Annotated in this window: 16 protein-coding genes and 1 pseudogene; 16 read left to right on the forward strand and 1 reads right to left on the reverse strand. The window is 32.5% G+C overall.

Annotated elements, in window-relative coordinates; translation table 11 throughout:
• Together HMPREF1630_RS09475 and HMPREF1630_RS01645 are read left to right on the forward strand one after the other, a co-directional pair.
• A pseudogene (locus HMPREF1630_RS09475) lies at positions 1-190 on the forward strand (chromate transporter); the annotation flags it as partial.
• 130 nt (positions 191-320) lie between these two features.
• Positions 321-1,472 carry a glycerate kinase gene (locus tag HMPREF1630_RS01645; RefSeq protein WP_037326483.1) on the forward strand — a complete coding sequence of 384 codons (1,152 nt, stop codon included), beginning with the start codon at positions 321-323 and terminating at the stop codon, positions 1,470-1,472.
• Positions 1,473-1,534: 62 nt separating this feature from the next.
• Here HMPREF1630_RS01645 and HMPREF1630_RS01650 read toward each other — a convergent pair whose 3' ends face one another.
• Complete coding sequence (locus HMPREF1630_RS01650) at positions 1,535-2,632, reverse strand: CdaR family transcriptional regulator (RefSeq protein WP_037326485.1); 1,098 nt, start codon at positions 2,630-2,632, stop codon at positions 1,535-1,537.
• A 141-nt stretch (positions 2,633-2,773) separates the two neighbouring features.
• On the opposite strand from HMPREF1630_RS01650, the gene HMPREF1630_RS01655 reads away from it, so the two are divergent.
• The 14 genes from HMPREF1630_RS01655 (at position 2,774) to HMPREF1630_RS01720 (ending at position 19,221) form a co-directional block, all read left to right on the forward strand.
• Positions 2,774-3,247: a tripartite tricarboxylate transporter TctB family protein gene (locus tag HMPREF1630_RS01655; protein ID WP_037326487.1), complete on the forward strand. Its 474-nt coding sequence runs from the start codon at positions 2,774-2,776 to the stop codon at positions 3,245-3,247.
• 11 nt (positions 3,248-3,258) lie between these two features.
• Entirely contained in the window at positions 3,259-4,788 is a 1,530-nt protein-coding gene (locus tag HMPREF1630_RS01660) for a tripartite tricarboxylate transporter permease (protein ID WP_052039343.1), read from the forward strand.
• Entirely contained in the window at positions 4,778-6,112 is a 1,335-nt protein-coding gene (locus HMPREF1630_RS01665; RefSeq protein WP_037326490.1) for an enolase C-terminal domain-like protein, read from the forward strand. Before HMPREF1630_RS01660 ends, HMPREF1630_RS01665 begins: the two co-directional genes overlap by 11 nt.
• A 9-nt stretch (positions 6,113-6,121) precedes the next feature.
• On the forward strand, positions 6,122-7,159 hold the full coding sequence (locus HMPREF1630_RS01670; RefSeq protein WP_037326492.1) for a tripartite tricarboxylate transporter substrate binding protein: 1,038 nt from the start codon (positions 6,122-6,124) through the stop codon (positions 7,157-7,159).
• A 119-nt stretch (positions 7,160-7,278) separates the two neighbouring features.
• Positions 7,279-7,785: a GntT/GntP/DsdX family permease gene (locus HMPREF1630_RS01675; protein ID WP_037326494.1), complete on the forward strand. Its 507-nt coding sequence runs from the start codon at positions 7,279-7,281 to the stop codon at positions 7,783-7,785.
• Positions 7,745-8,590 carry a GntP family permease gene (locus tag HMPREF1630_RS01680; RefSeq protein WP_156095799.1) on the forward strand — a complete coding sequence of 282 codons (846 nt, stop codon included), beginning with the start codon at positions 7,745-7,747 and terminating at the stop codon, positions 8,588-8,590. The genes HMPREF1630_RS01675 and HMPREF1630_RS01680 overlap by 41 nt, the downstream gene beginning before the upstream one ends.
• A gap of 20 nt (positions 8,591-8,610) precedes the next feature.
• Entirely contained in the window at positions 8,611-9,744 is a 1,134-nt protein-coding gene (locus HMPREF1630_RS01685; RefSeq protein ID WP_037326498.1) for an amidohydrolase family protein, read from the forward strand.
• 261 nt (positions 9,745-10,005) lie between these two features.
• Positions 10,006-11,514 carry a UxaA family hydrolase gene (locus tag HMPREF1630_RS01690; RefSeq protein WP_037326501.1) on the forward strand — a complete coding sequence of 503 codons (1,509 nt, stop codon included), beginning with the start codon at positions 10,006-10,008 and terminating at the stop codon, positions 11,512-11,514.
• A 59-nt stretch (positions 11,515-11,573) separates the two neighbouring features.
• On the forward strand, positions 11,574-12,482 hold the full coding sequence (gene garR, locus HMPREF1630_RS01695) for a 2-hydroxy-3-oxopropionate reductase (protein ID WP_331279814.1): 909 nt from the start codon (positions 11,574-11,576) through the stop codon (positions 12,480-12,482).
• On the forward strand, positions 12,483-13,811 hold the full coding sequence (locus tag HMPREF1630_RS01700; protein ID WP_037326505.1) for an enolase C-terminal domain-like protein: 1,329 nt from the start codon (positions 12,483-12,485) through the stop codon (positions 13,809-13,811).
• A gap of 12 nt (positions 13,812-13,823) precedes the next feature.
• On the forward strand, positions 13,824-14,732 hold the full coding sequence (gene dapA, locus HMPREF1630_RS01705) for a 4-hydroxy-tetrahydrodipicolinate synthase (protein ID WP_037326509.1): 909 nt from the start codon (positions 13,824-13,826) through the stop codon (positions 14,730-14,732).
• Positions 14,733-15,424: 692 nt separating this feature from the next.
• Entirely contained in the window at positions 15,425-16,171 is a 747-nt protein-coding gene (locus tag HMPREF1630_RS01710) for a hypothetical protein (RefSeq protein ID WP_037326511.1), read from the forward strand.
• A gap of 198 nt (positions 16,172-16,369) precedes the next feature.
• On the forward strand, positions 16,370-18,061 hold the full coding sequence (locus HMPREF1630_RS01715) for a coiled-coil domain-containing protein (protein ID WP_037326514.1): 1,692 nt from the start codon (positions 16,370-16,372) through the stop codon (positions 18,059-18,061).
• Between the two features lie 218 nt (positions 18,062-18,279).
• Complete coding sequence (locus tag HMPREF1630_RS01720) at positions 18,280-19,221, forward strand: 2-keto-3-deoxygluconate permease (RefSeq protein ID WP_037326515.1); 942 nt, start codon at positions 18,280-18,282, stop codon at positions 19,219-19,221.
• Positions 19,222-19,442: the final 221 nt, after the last annotated feature.

Genomic DNA, 19,442 nt, shown 5'->3' on the forward strand with positions numbered 1-19,442 from the left:
AATAGCAGGCCTAGACATCCTAAAAACATCCCTATTTGATATAAACCCAGTAGCATTTGAAAACTTGAATGTAAAAATGCTAGGCCTATTCCTAGGAGCCTTCATAATAATGCAAAAAAAAGACTACGACCCAATAAAGGTCATGCTAGCAAGTGGAGCTATATATCTGACTTTGGGAGTGGTGGTGTAAGAATTATTATTACTTTGTTATAGGTAACAATTAATTAGTATGTGGTAAGAATAAATTTATAGTTTATACTATATATTAATTTTTAAGATTTTATTATACTAATACATATATTAGCATAAGGAGAGAGTGAATGAACATAGCTGTATTAATTGATTCTTTTAAGGGTTCCTTAAGCTCGCTAGAAGCAGGAAATATTATTAAAGAAGCAATAACAAAGATTAATAAAAATGAGAATATAACAGTAAAACCAATAGCTGATGGTGGGGAAGGAATGGTTGAATCATTATCTGAGCTTAAGGGAGCAGATACAATAAAAGTTGAAGTTAAAGACCCACTACTCAGAGATATAGAGGCAGAATATATTGTCGTTGATAATGAAGAAATCAGTGAAGATAAGATAGCTATAATTGAGATGAGTTCTGCTTCAGGCTTGACATTGATAGCTAATGAACTATCACCAATTAAGGCATCAACCTATGGTGTAGGAGATATTATAATTGACGCCTTAGATAGGGGAGTTAAAGAATTTATCATAGGAATCGGCGGCTCTGCTACAAATGATGTAGGAATAGGAATGTTAACTAGACTGGGTGTTAAGTTCTTAGATGAAACTAATGAACGAGTACATCCATCAGCTTATGGAATTAATGATTTGAAACATATTGATGTAAGTTCACTAGATCCAAGAATTAAGGAATGCAAATTCTCTATAGCGTGTGACGTTACAAACCCATTGGTAGGTAAAAACGGAAGTGCCTATATATTTGGCCCACAAAAGGGTGCAGATGAAAAGCAAGTAGAAGAACTAAATTCTTTGCATATGGCATTTCACGAAAAGACAAAAGAAATTATGAAAGATGCTGATTGTGATTACCCAGGATCAGGAGCTGCTGGTGGATTGGGATATGCATTTAAAAATTATTTAAATGCAGAACTATCTTCTGGAATTGGTCTTATTCTTAAGTTGATAAACGCTGAAGAAATAATTAAGGATGCAGATATTGTAATCACAGGTGAGGGAAGACTCGACCATCAATCTGCTTACGGAAAGACTCCTATAGGTGTAGCTAAACTAGCAAAAAAATATGATAAGCCAGTAATAGCATTTTCGGGCGTTGCGACAAATGATGCAAATATTGTAAATGATGAAGGTATAGATGCGTTTTTTCCTATAATAGGAGAAGTAATAAGCATAGATGAAGCGATGGACAAACAAGTGGCAAGTAATAATTTAAGTAGATGTGTAGAACAAGTATTTAGATTAATATATAAATTTAGATAAGTATTTAACAATTATTAAAAGACTCCCTTAATTAGATGATAATGATCAAGGGAGTCTTTTAATTAATCGATTTTCAAATTAAAGAAAGCAAACCATAGGACTAAATAATCGTTGAAATTTCTTGGGTTGTACCCAGTCAAGGACTCAAGTTTATTAAGTCTATATTGAATGGTATTTTTGTGCATGAACATCTCATCTGCAATAGCGGAAATCGATCCATTGTACTTGCCATACAATAAGAATAATTCTTTGTATTCTTTAAGTTCATTTAAATCTATGTCTTTTAAAACCTTATATGAGTATTCATAAAGATCCTTATCATCTAAGCTGGTTAATAAAAGCCCCAACTCCATATCTTTATAGAAAATAACAGGACTTTTCCTGCCCTTATATTCTGACCATTTTTGGCTCCTAATAGCTTGGGTATAAAATGTTTTTGAATTAGAAATTCTATGATATGTACTGCTAACTCCAAAATTCAGATATACATTATAAGATTTTGAAGCTTGATTAATGAGGAGTTTTAGATGTTCATTAATGTTAGTTTTATTACTATCTAAATATATGACAATAAATTTATTTTGTAAGAATGTTACATATAATTTATTTTTTGTGAAATTAGATTCGGCAAATCTGATAAGATTTTTGCGGGTGGAAAAATCTAAGGCATCATAATTAATTTTAGCAACGGCTATATTTTTAGCGTCAGATTCTAAATTTTTAGGTAAAAAATCAAGCTCATATAACTTGGAATTTAGTATAGATTCTACTATCAGTTTCTTGTTTTCGATATCGGCAGATGCATTCTCATTAATCCATTCTTCTCTAAGTAGGATTTCAGTCATCTTTTTAATTATGTCACCGTATTTTTCGACTATTTCGAGCTCTCCGGATATACCGATTACTCCAACAATTTCTTTTTGAAATTTAACTGGCAAATTAACACCTTTTTTTGCACCGGTATACTCGTCATCACTATTTATTGCGATAGTTGTACCTTCTTTTATACAAGTTAATGCACCCTCGTGCAGACTATTAATTCTTCCGTGGTCAGTAGACGCAATAATTATTCCATCATTATCAATAAAATTTATATCTTGCTCAATAGTATCCCTTAAACTCTCAACTATTTTTTGGGCTAATTCAGTGTTTATTTTCATAATAACTCCTTATATATATAATTATTGTTACACGAAACAAATAAAATTACAAGTCGAACAATTTTATTTGTATTTTGGACTATAGATAATATGATTATATTGCTGCTATAATGTAACCAACAATAACGTTAGGAGGATAATATGAAAAGGATAGGAAAAGAAAAAACGTTATCAATGATAATGTTCTTATTTGGATTGCTTTTCTTTGTAATGACAATTCAAATTCCATCTACACAGTCACAGTTTTTTGATTCTAGATTTATGCCTTTAGTCATGTCTATAATATTAATGGCTTTGGGAATAACTAGGTTTATTAAGTACAGAAATGAAGAGGTGGTTGAAAAGGCAAAAGTAGATTATAAAACATTATTTACTACTATAATATTATTGATATTATACATATTTGCTTATTCAAAACTTGGTTTTGTAATTGCATCAGGTTTGTTTATTTTTCTAGAAATATTAAACTTAAAACCAAAATATATTGAATATACAAAAGTCAATTATTTAGCATTAATTGTGTTTAGTTTGATATTTCCTGTATTGATATATTACTTATTCTATTTTGGATTCAAAATAGTTTTACCAGCCGGTTTGTTATACGGCATATTATAAAGGAGGTTATTATGTTATCTTATATATTAAGTGGCTTATCAACAGTGCTTAATCCCTTAACCTTACTGCAAATGTTTTTTGGTTCAGCTGTAGGAATTGTATTTGGTGCAGTACCAGGTCTTTCAGTGGTAATGGCCTTAGTATTACTCTTACCATTTACATATACAATGGCTCCTGGCGTTGGTATTGCGTTTCTTATATCAGTTTATATAGGAGCAACATCAGGTGGACTAATATCAGCGATATTGCTTAACATACCTGGCACACCTAACTCTGTAGCCACAACATTTGATGGAATTCCGATGAGAAACCATGGAAAAGCTTATAAGGCTTTGGGATTAGGAATAGTATTTTCATGTTTAGGTACAATTTTTTCATGTATAGCATTAATGCTAATTTCCCCATTGCTAGCAAAAATTGCTATAAAATTTGGACCTCATGAATATTTCTCGGTTGCTTTATTTTCTATAATCCTAGTATCTTCTATGGCAGGTAGAGACCTAAGTAAAGCTTTTTTTGCAGCTTTTTTAGGAATTGCATTTTCTACTATAGGTTTATCACCAGTAGACGCTGTTAAAAGATTTACCTTTGGTTCACCTGAATTAATAGGCGGATTTTCAACTTTGCCAATGTTAATTGGTTTGTTCGCAATAAAAGAAATACTAGAAACATCGGAAAATATTAAATTTACTAAAAAAGAAGATGTTAAAATTTATGAAGTAGAAAAAGCAAAAGGTTTTGGATTTTCTATGAAAGAATTTTTAGAACAAAAATGGAATTTCTTAATCTCTGCTGTAGTAGGTGTTGTGATTGGTATTATTCCTGGTATAGGTGGCTCCTCTTCTAACTTGATTGCATATGATGTTGTAAAAAATAGATCAAAAGACCCTGATTCTTTTGGAAAAGGTAATCCTGCAGGAATTGTAGCATCAGAAACTTCAAATAATGCTTCAATAGGTGGAGCTCTTATTCCTCTACTCACACTCGGTATACCAGGAGATGGAGCAACAGCAGTTTTACTAGGGGCCTTGATGATACATGGTATATCACCAGGACCATTATTATTCCAAAATCAAGGAGACCTAGTATATACAATATTTATGGCGGTTATTATTGGATCAATAATAATGCTCATATTAGAATTTTTGGGATTGAAATTATTTATAAAGATCCTTAAAGTTCCACCATATATATTGCTGCCAACAGTTTTGATGTTTACAACAGTTGGGGCGTATGCACTATCAAATAGAATGTTCGACGTATTTGCGATATTAATATTCGGACTTCTCGGATATATGTTATATAAATTTAAAATACCAACACCTCCATTCATAATAGGGTTTATATTAGGAGGAATGTTAGAAGAAAATTTAAGACGTGGTCTTATACTATCTAACGATAGCTTTAATGAGTTTGTTACAAAGCCTATATCTGGTTTATTCTTGGGATTAACCGTAATCTATTTAATCTATATAATTATTAAAAAATATAAAGATACTAAGAAAAAAGAAGAATGGATTAAAGAGAGATATGAAAATTAAAATAAAAGATTATAAAGTTGTACCAGTTGCTGGATATGATAGTATGCTTCTAACCCTAAGTGGAGCTCATAGTCCTTATTTCACAAGAAACATCGTTATAATTGAAGATGAACTTGGAAATATAGGAATAGGTGAAACTCATGGGGGAAGGAAGGTAGAAAGCTCTTTAAATTCTTATAGAGAAAATATAATAGGAAAAAATATATTTGATTATAAAAATATTCTTAATTATTTAGAAAAGAACAGAAATAGGGCTAGTTCAGAAGGAATACAGTATCTAGATATATCTAAGCTAACTGATGTAGTTAATGATTTAGGGGCAGTTGAATGTGCCGTCCTAGATCTTGTTGGAAAAAATCTTAATTTGCCAATGAATGCTCTTATTGGTGAAGGAAAACAGAGAAACAAAATTCCGATATTAGCTTATATGTTTTTTGTAGGGGATAAAGATAAAACCGATTTACCTTATTTAGATGAATCAGATAGTCAGGATGAATGGTTTAGGTTAAGAAGAAAAGAAATGCTTAATCTAGAACAAATGGATAAACAATTAAGTGCCCTTCATAAAAAATATGGATTTGTAAATTTCAAATTGAAAGGTGGTGTTCTATCAGGAGTAGATGAATTAGAAATTTTAAAAAAACTAAAAGAGAAATATCCAGAATACAATTTTAATATTGATCCAAACGGTGCTTGGTCAGCAAAAGAATCTCTCGAATATATCGATAAATATAAAAAATATATGTCATATTTCGAAGATCCTAGCTCAGGCGAATATGGATATTCTGGTAGAGAAATTTCTACTGAGTTAAAGGTTAAGACAGATGTTAAGCTAGCGACAAATATGATAGCTACTGATTGGAGACAGTTATATCATGCACTATCACAAAAATCAATTGATATTGTTTTAGCTGATCCTCATTTTTGGACAATCTCTGGTTCGATAAGATGTAGTCAAATATTAAATGATTTCAACCTAATCTGGGGAAGCCATTCAAACAATCACTTTGATATATCCCTAGCAATGTTTGTACAAACAGCTGCGGCAGCAGTTGGAGAAATAACACCTATGGATACACATTGGATTTGGCAAGATGGTCAGAATATTACAAAAAATTCCTATAAAATAAATGAAGGATATATTGATCTAAGTGAAGATAGGCCAGGTCTTGGTGTAGAAATAGACTTCGAAAAGCTTGAAGAAGCAAACAAACTCTATAACTCATTAGAAGAAAGATTTTTAGGTAGAGACGATTCTATAGCTATGCAATATTTGATTGAAAATTGGAAATTTGATAGTAAAAAACCATGTTTGGTAAGATAGGAGAAAAATATGAAAAAGAAAATGTCATTTATTATCGGAACACTAGCACTTACTTTAGGACTTAGTGCATGTGGAGTAACAAAAAACAACTCTAATGAAACTAAAGAAGAAACAAAAAAAGCTAATACTGAAACAGCAGAAACAACTGAAACAAGCTGGCCAGAAGGACCGGTAACTGCAGTATTACACGCAGCAGCAGGTGGAGATACAGACTTCAACGCAAGAACCTTTGCTACATACTTTGAAGAGATAACAGGCCAACCAATGATTATCACAAATATGCCTGGATCTTCAGGGGTAGCTGCAACTGAAAATGTTAAGCAAGCTAAGGCAGACGGAAATACATTCTTATTCACACATACAGGACCACTTGTTGTCAATAAAGTATCTGGACTAATAGATTACGATTATTCTGATTTTGATGTTTCTAATATTCCGGCTGTAGATGGTGGAACTATTCTAGTTGCTAGTAAACAATCAGGTCTAAAAAACTTCGATGACGTAGTAAAGAAAGCAAAGGAAGCTCCAGGTAAGATTGTTTTTGGAACTGAATTTGGAAACTTTTCTCACTTACAAGTATTAATGCTTCAAGATAAAGCAGATATCGAATTCAAATTAGCAGATATCGGATCAACAGCTGATAAAGTAACAAACCTAGTTGGCGGAAGAATTGATTTAGCAGCTATAACATATGGAAGTGTTAAAGATTATATTAAAACAGGAGATATGATTCCAATAGCACAATTCAATGAAGAACAAAACCCATTCTTAGGTGATATTCCTACTTTAAAATCTAAAGGAATTGACATGGTTATGGATAAACCATATATAATTGCATTCCCTAAGGGAACTGATCCAGCTATTATTAAGAAAATGAGTGATATAGCAGTAGAAATTGGGAAAAATAAAGATTACGCTAAAAAAATCGAAGAAGGATTTAGCCAAGAAGCAAAAGTTATGCCAACAGTAGAGGCATTAAAATACCTTGACGGCATCAGAGAAGATTATATGAAATACAAAGATATCTTACAAGGTGCAAATAAATAATAATATAAAAGTTTAACTTATTGTATATTTGTGAAAAGATAATATCAAAGATTTATTATTAAAGGTGAGGGTATTTTATCCTCACCTTTATGCAATAGATATAAATTTAAGGAGATAAAATGGGAGTTCTCGGAATAATATTAGCACTGCTTGTGTTAGTATATTTAGTTTTTAAAGGCTGGAATATGGCTGTTGTGTCTGTAATTTCAGCAATAATTGTTATCTTAACTAATAAAATGGATGTTTGGAAATCACTATCTGAATTTTTTGCACAAGGCTTTACTTCTTTTGCTGGAACTTGGTTTTTGATATTTACTTTAGGTGCTATTTTTGGAAAAATAATGGACAAGAGTGGTGCATCATTATCAATAGCTAATTATGTGGTAAAGGTTCTTGGAAAGAAACATATCGTATTAATAGTTCTTTTAACTACTTTAGTATTATCTTATGGTGGTATTGGAACTTTTGTTATTGCTTTTACAATGTATCCAATTTGTATGGCACTTTTTAGAGAAGCAGATATACCAAAAAAAAATATTCCCAGGATTATTACTTGCTGTACCAGCAACAATATCCATGGTTTTTTTGCCTGGTACTCCATCAACTCAAAACTTGGTTCCAACTGAATATTTCGGAACATCAATATACGCTGCACCAGTTATGGGTATTGTAATTTCAATCGTTGTATTCGTGATGGATTACATGTTCTATAATTGGGCCGTGAAGGATTGCGCTAAGAAAGGTGAATATTTTGAAGTTTCTGAAGATGAAGAAATAATAGATATCAATAATGAAGAGGTAATGAAATCACTACCTTCTCCCATAAAGGCCTTCCTACCTCTTATTATACTTATTATTTCAATTTTCATTTTCCAAAAAAAAGTAGGTATTCCTAACTACGCTGTCGTTTTATCGATGACATTAACTATAGTTATTAGCATATTCTTATTTAATAATATATTAAATATTAAAGAATCATTATCTAATGGTTTTTCTGATGGATTAAATGCTTTGATGATTACATCATTCATTATGGGATTTGGTAAAGTTGTAACATCATCACCTACTTATCAGATGACAACACAATGGCTATTAGGATTAAATATGAGCCCATTATTACTTATGTTCATATCTATAAACATTATTTGTATGATTACAGGTTCATCTTTAGGCGGTCTTGAAATATACTTAAACTCTATGAGTAAATATCTATTAGAAACTGGAATAAATTTGGAAGTATTACACAGGTTATCTGCCATTGCCTCTGCTGGACTAGATGCTATGCCACACGCTTCAGGTGTAGTTTTAGCAAATTCTGTAGCAAAGACAAATATGGGGGATACTTATAAATATACTTTTGTATCACAATGTCTCATTCCTATGGTTGGGTATGGCTTAGCTGTAATATTATTTAAATTAGGAATAGTATAAACAAAATTTAGGAGACAATTATGAATATTGATTTTTTAATAAAGAGTGGTCACGTCATTGATCCTAAATCTGGTATTGATGATATAAAGGATATTGCAATTTCTAATAATAAAATTGTTGAAATTAAAGATAACGATATTGTTAATAAAGTGATAGATGCCTCAGGTTGCTATGTGCTTCCAGGGTTAATAGATTTTCATGCACATATCTTTGATACGGGTGCTAATACAGGAGTCCATCCAGATTACTTATTGGCTACAGGCGTGACATCGGCCGTTGATCCTGTAACCGCTGGGACAAGTAATTTTGATGCTTTTTATATGGATAATGTAATGCATAGCAAGGTAAGGATTAAGAGTTCTCTTTGTCCTTATGGAAGCGGGCAATTAGATTATAATATTATTGAGAAATATGATAAAGATGAATATAGATGTAATGATATTAGAAAAATTGTTGATAGATATGCAGACAATATTTTAGGATTAAAGCTTAGAATGAGTAAAGGCGTTGCCAAAAATATTGAAGCATTGGATGCAGCAATAGAAATCGCTGAAGAGCTAGGTATTGGAATAAATGTTCATACTAGCAACCCTATCACACCATTAAAAGAAGTTGATGATAGATTGAGAAAAGGCGACATATATTGTCATTGTTATCAAAATTGGGGCGATGAGAGTATTTTAGATGAAAGTGGACATGTAAAAGATTTCATCCTCGACGCTAGGCAAAGAGGCGTAATCATGGATGCAGCAAATGGAAGAATGAACTTTAATATAGAATGTTGCAAAAAAGCTCTCGAAGATGGATTTTATCCAGATGTTATTTCTAGTGATTGGACCGGTGATAAATTCAATTTATCAAATACGGCAAAAAATTTAACTTTTATAATGGCTAAATACCTAGAATTAGGGATGCCGATTTTTGATGTTGTAAGATGTGTAACTGAGACTCCTGCTAAACTTATGAATATGGAAGGCAAAATTGGTACTCTTAGTAAAGGTGCATATGCTGATGTTTCAATATTTAAGATCATAGAAAAAGAATCAATTCATCTAGATTCAGATGATAATAAATTTATAGTTAATAAATTGTTCGTTCCACAGCTTGTGTTTGTTGATGGTGAACCAGCATTTTGCCAAGCTGACTTTTTATAGATATCTAGAAATACAAGGCAACACTAACTTGTAGGTATATCATTTATTTGTATACACTTCCATTATTACAAGTGTACTATTAATAACTATTTTTGCGTACACAATTGTTCTTTATAATAAAGATTTTGATTATAATTAGCTGCTGATTAGTTCTCGTACTATAGAATTATTGGACTTAAAATTGATATAATATAGTTGTAAAAAAGTTTAAGATGATATGTAAATGGAAGGAGGACTAACGCGGAGTTGATTTATTAGAACATGAGTTTAGAGTATATAAAAATTAATTCAAAAGATAATAATATCACAGTAGTCAAAGAAGATGGACTTAGTGAAGGGACTTGTATTCAAAATTACAATCTAGTCTTAAAAAACGATGTGCCTTTGGGTAATAAAATTGCTATTGTAGACATAAAAAAAGATGAGCCTATAATAAGGTATGGTGAAATTATTGGTTTTGCTGATAGAGATATATCTAAGGGCGAATTTATAGACTATAGGGCTATACATGTTAATAAGATAAAAGATTTAGATATTGAGGTTCCTTATCTAAGTAGGAAAACCACAAACAAAGAAAATAAAGACAGATATTTTTATGGATATGAAAATCCAGATGGTACTGTTGGAACAAAGAATTTATTGGCAATATCTACTAATGTCCAATGCTCTGAGGGCTTTGTCAACAAACTTATTGATTATATTGAAGAGAATCTTCTTGATAATTATGAGAATGTTGATGGTGTCGTTGCTGTTTCTCATGCTTATGGTTGTGGTGTTGCTATTAATGCTTTAAATGCTGAGATTCCACAGAGAATCATTAATAATATTATTAAGAATCCAAATTTTGGTGGAGAAGTTATGATGGTGTGTTTGGGCTGTGAAAAGTTCACTCATGATATGATTAACTCTGTTTCAACACAGGATGTTCTGGTTCAACAGGATGCTAGTTTTGAAAAATCTTTCAATAGAGCTGTTGAAATGGCTAAAGAAAGACTCGAAAGACTAAATAAAAGAACTAGAACTAAGCAACCTCTTTCTAAATTAAGATTGGGACTTCAATGCGGTGGTTCTGATGCTCTTTCAGGAATCACAGCAAATCCTACTATAGGATATGTAGCCGATAGATTAGTTGAATATGGTGCCAGCGTGATATTCTCAGAAGTAACCGAAGTTAGAGATGCTTCTAATATTATTTTATCTAGGATTAAAGATAGAAGTCTTAGAGAAAAATATGTTAAAGAAATTAGATGGTATGATTATTACTTAGAAAAAGCTCGTGTAGATAGGAGTGCAAATCCTAGTCCTGGTAACAAGGCAGGCGGTCTTACTACTGTCATAGATAAGGCGATGGGATCTGTTGCAAAATCAGGAAGTTCTGATATAACTGATGTTTTATCTCCGGGAGAACAAATAAAGAAACCAGGATTGACTTTTGCTGCAACTCCTGCTTCAGACTTTGTGTGTGGTACTTGCCAGGTAGCTTCAGGTATTAATTTGATGCTTTTCTCAAGTGGTAAAGGTACGACTTATAATTTAACTCAAGTCCCTGTAGTTAAAATATCAACAAATAACTTATTAGCGAAAAAGTGGAATGATTTGATTGATTTTAATGCTGGTGATATCGCTATAGGTAAAACAACTGTTGAAGAAAAAGGTGAAGAGCTACTTGACTATATTGTTGAAGTAGCTAGTGGTAGGAAAAATACAAAATCGGATGAACTGGGATTGGATAATGCATTAGTTGTTTTCAATCCTGCACCGATTACATGATTATATAAAATAATAAATAAAATAATAAATAAAATAATAAATAAAATAATAAATATAGAATATATAGGAGGAAAATTATGAAAATAGGATTCGTAGGATTAGGTGTAATGGGTAAACCAATGGCTAAAAACCTTATTAAAGCAGGTTATGAGCTTAACGTTAATACACTAGAAGAAGAAGTTGTTAAAGAATTTGAAGAGCTTGGTGCTAAGGGTTACGCATCTAAAAAAGATTTAGCTCAAGATTCAGACGTTATTATATTAATGCTTCCAAACTCACCAAACTGTGATCAAGCAATATTTGGTGAAGATAGTCTAGTAGATGGTTTAAGTGAAGGCAAAATCATTGTAGATATGTCATCAATTAACCCAGTTGAATCAAAAAGATTTGCAAAAGCATTGGAAGAAAAAGGAGTTAGATTCATTGATGCTCCAGTATCTGGTGGAGAACCAAAAGCAATAGATGGTACTCTTGCAGTAATGGTTGGTGGAGATGAAAAAACTTTTGAAGAAGTTAAACCAATTATTGAAAAAATGGCTTCATCAATTGTTAGAACTGGTGATGTTGGTGCAGGAAACACAACAAAACTTGCAAACCAAATCGTTGTTGCTTTAAATATCGCGGCAGTATCTGAAGCATTTACTCTAGCTAAAAAAGCTGGTGTTGATCCAGAAGCAGTTTACCACGCAATTAGAGGTGGTCTTGCAGGATCAACTGTTATGGATGCTAAAGGTCCTATGATGCTTGAGAGAAACTTTAAACCAGGATTTAGAATTGATCTTCACATCAAAGATTTACAAAATGCGCTAGATACATCTCATTCAGTACAAGCTTCATTACCACTTACAGCTGGAGTAATGGAAATTCTTCAAGCATTAAGAATTGACGGAAATGAAAAAGATGACCATTCTGCTATTGTTAAGTATTATGAGAAAATTAATAATGTAGAAGTTGGAGAAAATAAATAAATGAATACACCAAGAATTACAAAAATGGAAGTGTTCCCAGTAGCAGGCTATGACAGCATGCTACTGAACCTTTCAGGTGCACACGGTCCTTATTTTACAAGAAACATTGTTATAATTACAGATGAAACTGGAAACGAAGGTGTTGGTGAAGTACCTGGTGGTGATAAGATTGCGAACACTATTAAAGAATGCGAAGATTTAGTTGTTGGAAGAAAAATAAGTGAATATAAAAATATTATATTAGATATTGAGAAAAAATACGAAAATTTTGATGATGGAGGAAGAGGTGAGCAAACCTTTGACCTTAGAACAATAATTCACGTATTAACAGCCATAGAAACTCCTCTATTAGATTTAATGGGTCAATATCTTGAAGTACCAGTTGCAAGCCTTTTAGGCGACGGCCAACAAAGAGAAGAAGTAAGATTTTTAGGATATCTATTCTACGTAGGAGATAAAGACAAAACAGATTTAGATTATATTTCTGATGATGATAACTCAGATGATTGGGGTAGGCTAAGAAGAAAAGAAGCATTGACACCTGAAGCAGTGAGAGAACTTGGTAAAGCTGCCTATAAAAGATATGGATTCAAAGACTTCAAATTAAAAGGTGGAGTTCTTGATGCTAAAGAAGAAATTAAAGCTATAAAAGCTTTGAAAGAAGAATTTCCTGATGCAAGAATAACTCTAGATCCAAATGGAGCTTGGTCAGTAGATGAAGCTGTTGAAGTTTGCAAGGATATGCATGGGATACTAACATATGTTGAAGATCCATGTGGAGCAGAAAAAGGTTTTTCTGGTAGAGAAATCATGGCTGAATTTAAATCAAGAACTGGTTTGCCTACAGCTACAAATATGGTGGCAACTGATTGGAGACAGATGAGACACTCTGTAAGACTAAATTCAGTTGATATCCCATTAGCTGATCCTCATTTCTGGAGAATGACAGGCTCTGTAAGAGTAGCTCAAATGTGTCATGATTTTGGAATGACATGGGGAGTTCATTCAAATAACCATTTTGATATTTCTCTTGCAATGGTTGCACATACTGCTGCAGCAGCTCCTGGAGAATATAACGCATGTGATACTCACTGGATTTGGCAAGATGGTCAAGATTTATGTGACAATGCAATGAAAATAATAGATGGTAAAATATCAATTCCAAAGACAATGAAAGGTCTTGGCATAACAATAAATAGAGATAAATTAAACAAAGCTCATCAATTATATATTGATAAAAATCTAGGCGCAAGAGATGACTCTGTAGCTATGCAATATCTAATCAAAGAGTGGAAGTTTGATAATAAAAAACCTTGCTTGGTAAGATAGTTAGGAGTTAGTATGTCTTTTACATGTAATATTGAGTTAAATGGTATAGTTGTACCAATAGTCACACCAGTTGACGAAAATGAAAATATTGATGAGGACAGATTAAGAAAACAAGTAAACTTTGTTATAGAAGGCGGAGTTAATGGAATATTAGCCTTTGGTTCAAATGGTGAGTTTTACTCATTAAACAAAGAAGAAATGCGACAAGCTTTCAAAATTATGGTTAATGAAGCCAAAGGAAGAGTTCCTATGTTTTTTGGTATAGGTGCCATTAGAACAAAGACCTGCATCGAATATGCAAAAATGGCAGCAGAGCTTGGGGCTGACGGAATTTCTGTTATTCAACCTATGTTCTTAAAGCCAACAGATGAAGAATTATATCAACATTTCAAAGCTATTGCAGAATCTGTTCCACAAACATCAATGCTACTTTATAATAACCCAGGAAGAACAGGATACAAGATATCAACTGAACTTGTTGAAAGACTAGCAAGGGATGTTGATAATATAATAGGAATGAAAGATTCTAGCGGGGACATAACCGCCCTATCAGAATTTATAAGGATAACTAAAGACTTAGAGTTTTCAGTTATGGGCGGAAAAGATACTCTTATTTACCCAACTTTAGCTATGGGTGGATGTGGAGCTGTTTGCTCAACAGCAAACATAATGCCAGAGCTTGTATGCGGAATATTCCAAAAGTATATAGATGGAGACTATCAAGGTTCATTAGAAGATCAGTACAAACTAAATCCAATTCGCTTAAGTATGGATTTGGCATCTTTCCCTGTAGCAACAAAAGATATGGCTAACTTAAGAGGGATAGATGTTGGAAACCCAATAAAACCTAGTTTGCCATCATCAGGAGCTGTTTTAGATAGAATAGTAAAAGCTATGACTGATGGCGGGTTATTAGAATAATACAATTGCAAATTAAACAATTTTCATATTACCCTTTTCTGTGAAAGTGATAAAAAGCAAGATATGTTCTCTTGCTTTTTGTTGTCCGTTTAAATGTGATGAACATAGGAAACAGAGTGGAAAAATTGCCTGCTATGTATGTGGATGAAATTAGCTTTAGAGTCAAGTATCAAGAAAACCTCTATAAAGTATAATTGTGAAAATCAAATACACGATTAAACAAGTAGGGTAAACTTGAATAAGAACAGTTTACCTATACAAAGAGGAGAAAAAATAATATAGTCTTTGAGCCAAAATATAGAAGGCAAGTAATATACAGATAAACATGAAAAGATATAATAATTATACTTCAAGATTTATGTTCAATAAAAGGAATAAACATAATAGAAGGGTAGTTACATTATGGGCAAATCCGATGAATGAATGCTTCGATTTGTTTATGAGAGGATATTAAATATAAAACTGTTCAAGAATCAGCAATTACATTCGTGTATGTTACAAATTATTTGGAGCTTAAGATAATTGTACCCATTGAACTTCATAGGCGTTGTGTAAGGTAAAATCAAGATGGTAGTTTTTATTAGTAAAAAAAGCTTTATTATTAATGAATTAGAATAAATGTGTATCAGCATGAATTGAAAATCTTTCGTTATATAGTAGAATATTTCACTGATAAACCACAGAGGGTAGATATGAAAAAAATATTTTTAATTTTGTTGTGTATGATTTTGCTTGCTTGTTCTAGGCAGGGGGATAATACAAAGGTTTCAAAGAGTGGAGTTGCTAGGCCTAAGGCTAAATCGGGTCAGGTTTCTGATTTTTTGGTGGGGAAGGTGCTTAAGGATTCGTTTGATGATCCTCACTCATATAGTTCTTTTAATTTTTACGAAGATGGTGAATTTGATGGAGATTTTTTGTCAAATTCTGATGTGGATGGTAAAGATTTTGGGCTTAAGGGTATAAGTGAGAATACCTATAATAGGTCAGAGATTCACAAGTCAGTTTTTTCTGGAAAATTTAAGGTTGGAGAGAGTATTTCTAAGGGTGTTTATAAATTAAAACTTGAGGATTTTTCTATAAATAATGAAAAGGGCCCGGATAAGGAAATCAAATACCAATCGTGGGTGGATTTTGCTAGGGGCTTGAGTGAGGATGATGAATATATTCTTTATTTAAAGGGCGCTTTACTTGATGATTATTTATTGGGAAATAACCAATTTAAGAAAGACCAGATAGAAAATAGTGAGGAAGATGATCATCATCATGAGGAAGGTGACCACGATAATGAAGATATTCACCACGACCATGAAGATGATGACGATGATCATGATGAAAAATATAGGGCCTACGGTTTGATTATTTACAATAAAACCCAGGGAATAATATTTACAGAACATGATAAATGGGCGATGTCTAACCACCACCACCATCACCATTAGGTTGGAAATTTTAAAAGGTTGGTTAGTTGTTGCGCTTGCGATTTTAGAGAGACTTAAGAGGTCTCTTTTTTGTTGTAAAATTTTCTTTCTTTTAGGTTAATTTTTTTTATAAATTTAACACAAATTTAACATCAGTTTTTTTATAATAAAAAATAAAAAAGCATATAAAATATATATAATGAATTTTAAGGGGGATTTATGAAAAAAAATAATATTGCATGCCTAGGTCTCGCTATGGCTTTATCAACATCATTGTTAGTCTCGCACATGGAGATTTCAAGAGCTGATGAAAGGGGCAAAGCGACCCAGAAGGTAGAAACAAAAGATAAGAAGACAGAAATTGAAAAACTAGAAAAAGAATTGGCTACTGAAAAAGAAAACCTTAGAAAAAAAGAAGCGAATTATACAAAAGAAAAGGGGCTTCTTGATAGGTATAAAAAAGATAAGGATAAGGCTGAGAAAGACTTAAAGGCTTATAAAGAACTAGAAAAAACTATAGATGAAGATATAAGTAAAATCGGTAGCAAGGAGAAGCTTGAAAAAGAATATAGCGAGCTAGATGATAGACTAAGGAAAGAAGAAGATCAAAAGCTTACATTAAAAAAAGCTTTAGAAGTTGCAAAATCTGATCAAGAAAAGAACGCTTCTGCCCTTAATGAATTAACAAAGGGAATTAAAAATTATAACCCTAACTTAAAAAATGACCTTGATAAAAAAGAAGAAGAGTATAAGGCTTTAGAAAAAAGTATAGGTGAACACGACAAAAAAATTTCTCAAATAGAGGAAAAGATAAAAACAAGCCGAGACCAATTAGAGACTGCTATAAGTAACGAAAACTCCATATCTAATAGCATTGATGATAAAAGGGCGGAGCTAGAAGGAGTCAGAGAGCAGATAAAAGATTCGGCTGAGAAATTCACTTTAACAAGAGAGGCTCAAAAAAGATATGAAGAATCTTTGAAATCAGGGGAAAAAGCTGACCCAAAAATCTTGGATCAATTTAATAATAGGATAGCTGAAATAGAGCGAGAAAAAGCAGCTAATATAGAAAAAGAAAACAGGCTTAATAACGAGATTAAAGATCTAGAGGCTAAAAAGGCGCGTGAAGCCAAGCAAAAAGAGTTTATAAACCAAGAACTAATTAGTTTAGATAAAGAGAAAAATAGTGAAGATGCAGCAAGAACACAAAAGAAAATACAGGCTGGTCAAATCCAAAAAGAGAAAGAAGAACTTGAAGAAAAAATAAGAAAACAAAATATTGATCCTCAGGTTATGGATAAAATTAACGAGCTTGAAGGAAAACTTGAGCAAAACAAAAAACAAGTAGCAAATGGCCAAAAACTTTTAGCTGAATCTGAAAATAATATTAAAGATGTAAAAAATAAAATAAGCACTAATAAGGAAAATGCCAAAAAATTAGAAGAATTAACCGGTAAAAAGGCAGACCTCCAAAAGAAAATAGACCAAGCGCAAAAAGATATTAAGTCTAACCAAGGTGCTATCGATAAGGCAGAAGCTATTGTAGATAATCTTAAAAAAGACCTAGAAGCTCAAAAACTAAAAACTACAGAAATTCAAACAAAATTATATAGGGCTAAGGGTATTGTAATTCCTAGAAGAAAGGACAGGGATGCAGAAAAATCACCTGAAGGCAAAAACAAAAAAATAGATGAGGCAAAAAAGAAAGAGATTAAAAAGCATATAAATAGACTTAAAGAAGCTGTAGCAGAAAATAAAATATCTGTCAAAGCTGGTGAGTTTTTATTAGAAAAGGCTCCAAAACAGATAGCTCCAGTAAAAGACAAGTTAACCATGCTCATAAATAACGCGAAGTATATCATAGAAAAATCTGAAAAAGTTATGACTAAGTTAGAAGGACTTGTTGACTAAGGTTGATTGATATTAGGTTTACGAGAATCTAATAAGAGTAAAACAAATTAAAAGGGCGCCACTATGGGAAGGGGACGCCCTTTTGTTATGCAAAATTTCACGAAAAGGGAATATATTGAATCAAGACTAAAATAAGCTTGTTAATGAATGAGAAAATCAAGATAGGCAGTTTACAATTACTATAAGAAAGCGTAAGATTTTTCATAATGGAGGATTTTATGCTAGCTAGATTTTTTAAAAAAGTTCCGGCAGCAACCATTGTGGTGCCAATGATTTTTGCTGCTATTATACATACCTTTGCACCAAATTTATTTGTTGTGGGACCTATGACAGCCGCAATGAATAGCAAGGAAGGCCTTAATGTAATAATTGACATAACGCTTGTTGCTGTAGGTAGTCAGCTTACCTTCAAAAGGTTAAGGCTTGCCCTTCATAGAGGACTGGTTTTATTTTTATCTAAGTGGCTTACAGCTGTTGTATTGGGCTATATATTCTTTAAACTTTTTGGCAGAGAAGGCTTTTTGGGTATATCCGCGCTTGCCTTCATAGCAGCAATATCAAACCACAATAATTCACTTTTTATAGGTCTTATAGGGGAGTATGGAGATGAGTACGATATGGCTAGTGCAGCTATAACAGCAGTAATATCTGTTCCTATCTTTACCTTTTTGACCCTCTCTATGTTAGGAGTTGCAGATATTACACCAAACTCTATTTTAGACCTAGCCCTTCCAATTATAATCGGTATATTTTTTGGAAATTTAGATAAATCATTTTGTGACTTCCTGGCAGGAACTCAAACATACATGATGCCCTTCTTGGGCTATGCTATAGGATCTGGCATAAACCTATCTGCAATTTTTAAAGGTGGAGCAGCAGGCATAATCCTAGCTGTACTTACCATAGCATCAGCCTTTATTATAACCCTACCTGCAGATATATTTATTAATAAGAGACCGGGTTGGGCTGCGATTTCAATTTATACAGCAGCTGGAAACTCAGTTATTGTACCCTTCCTAGTATGTGACCTTGATCCTTCTTGGCAAGCTTACGAAAATCTCGCTGCAGCACAATTAGGAACGGTCGTAATTGTAAGTTCTCTTCTAGTGCCCTTTGTTGCAAGTCTTTGGCTTAAGATTAGAAAATCTAGGAAATTTTGATAAAAATATGCTTAAGGTAATATATTGATTATAATTTATGAGATTACTTATCCCCTCCTATCGACCTTGCTCGAGGTAAACTTTTCCGCTCGGGGTAAACTATCTGAGAGATTTTTTGTCGGAATGACCTTGTAGTATAGTTTTACTTGGATTTTAAAAAAATGGTGATGTTGCAGAATAGTTAAAACTATTCTGCTCATCACTTTTTTCTTGGATATTTG

Source organism: Anaerococcus lactolyticus S7-1-13 (assembly GCF_000758765.1).
GTDB lineage: Bacteria > Bacillota > Clostridia > Tissierellales > Peptoniphilaceae > Anaerococcus > Anaerococcus lactolyticus.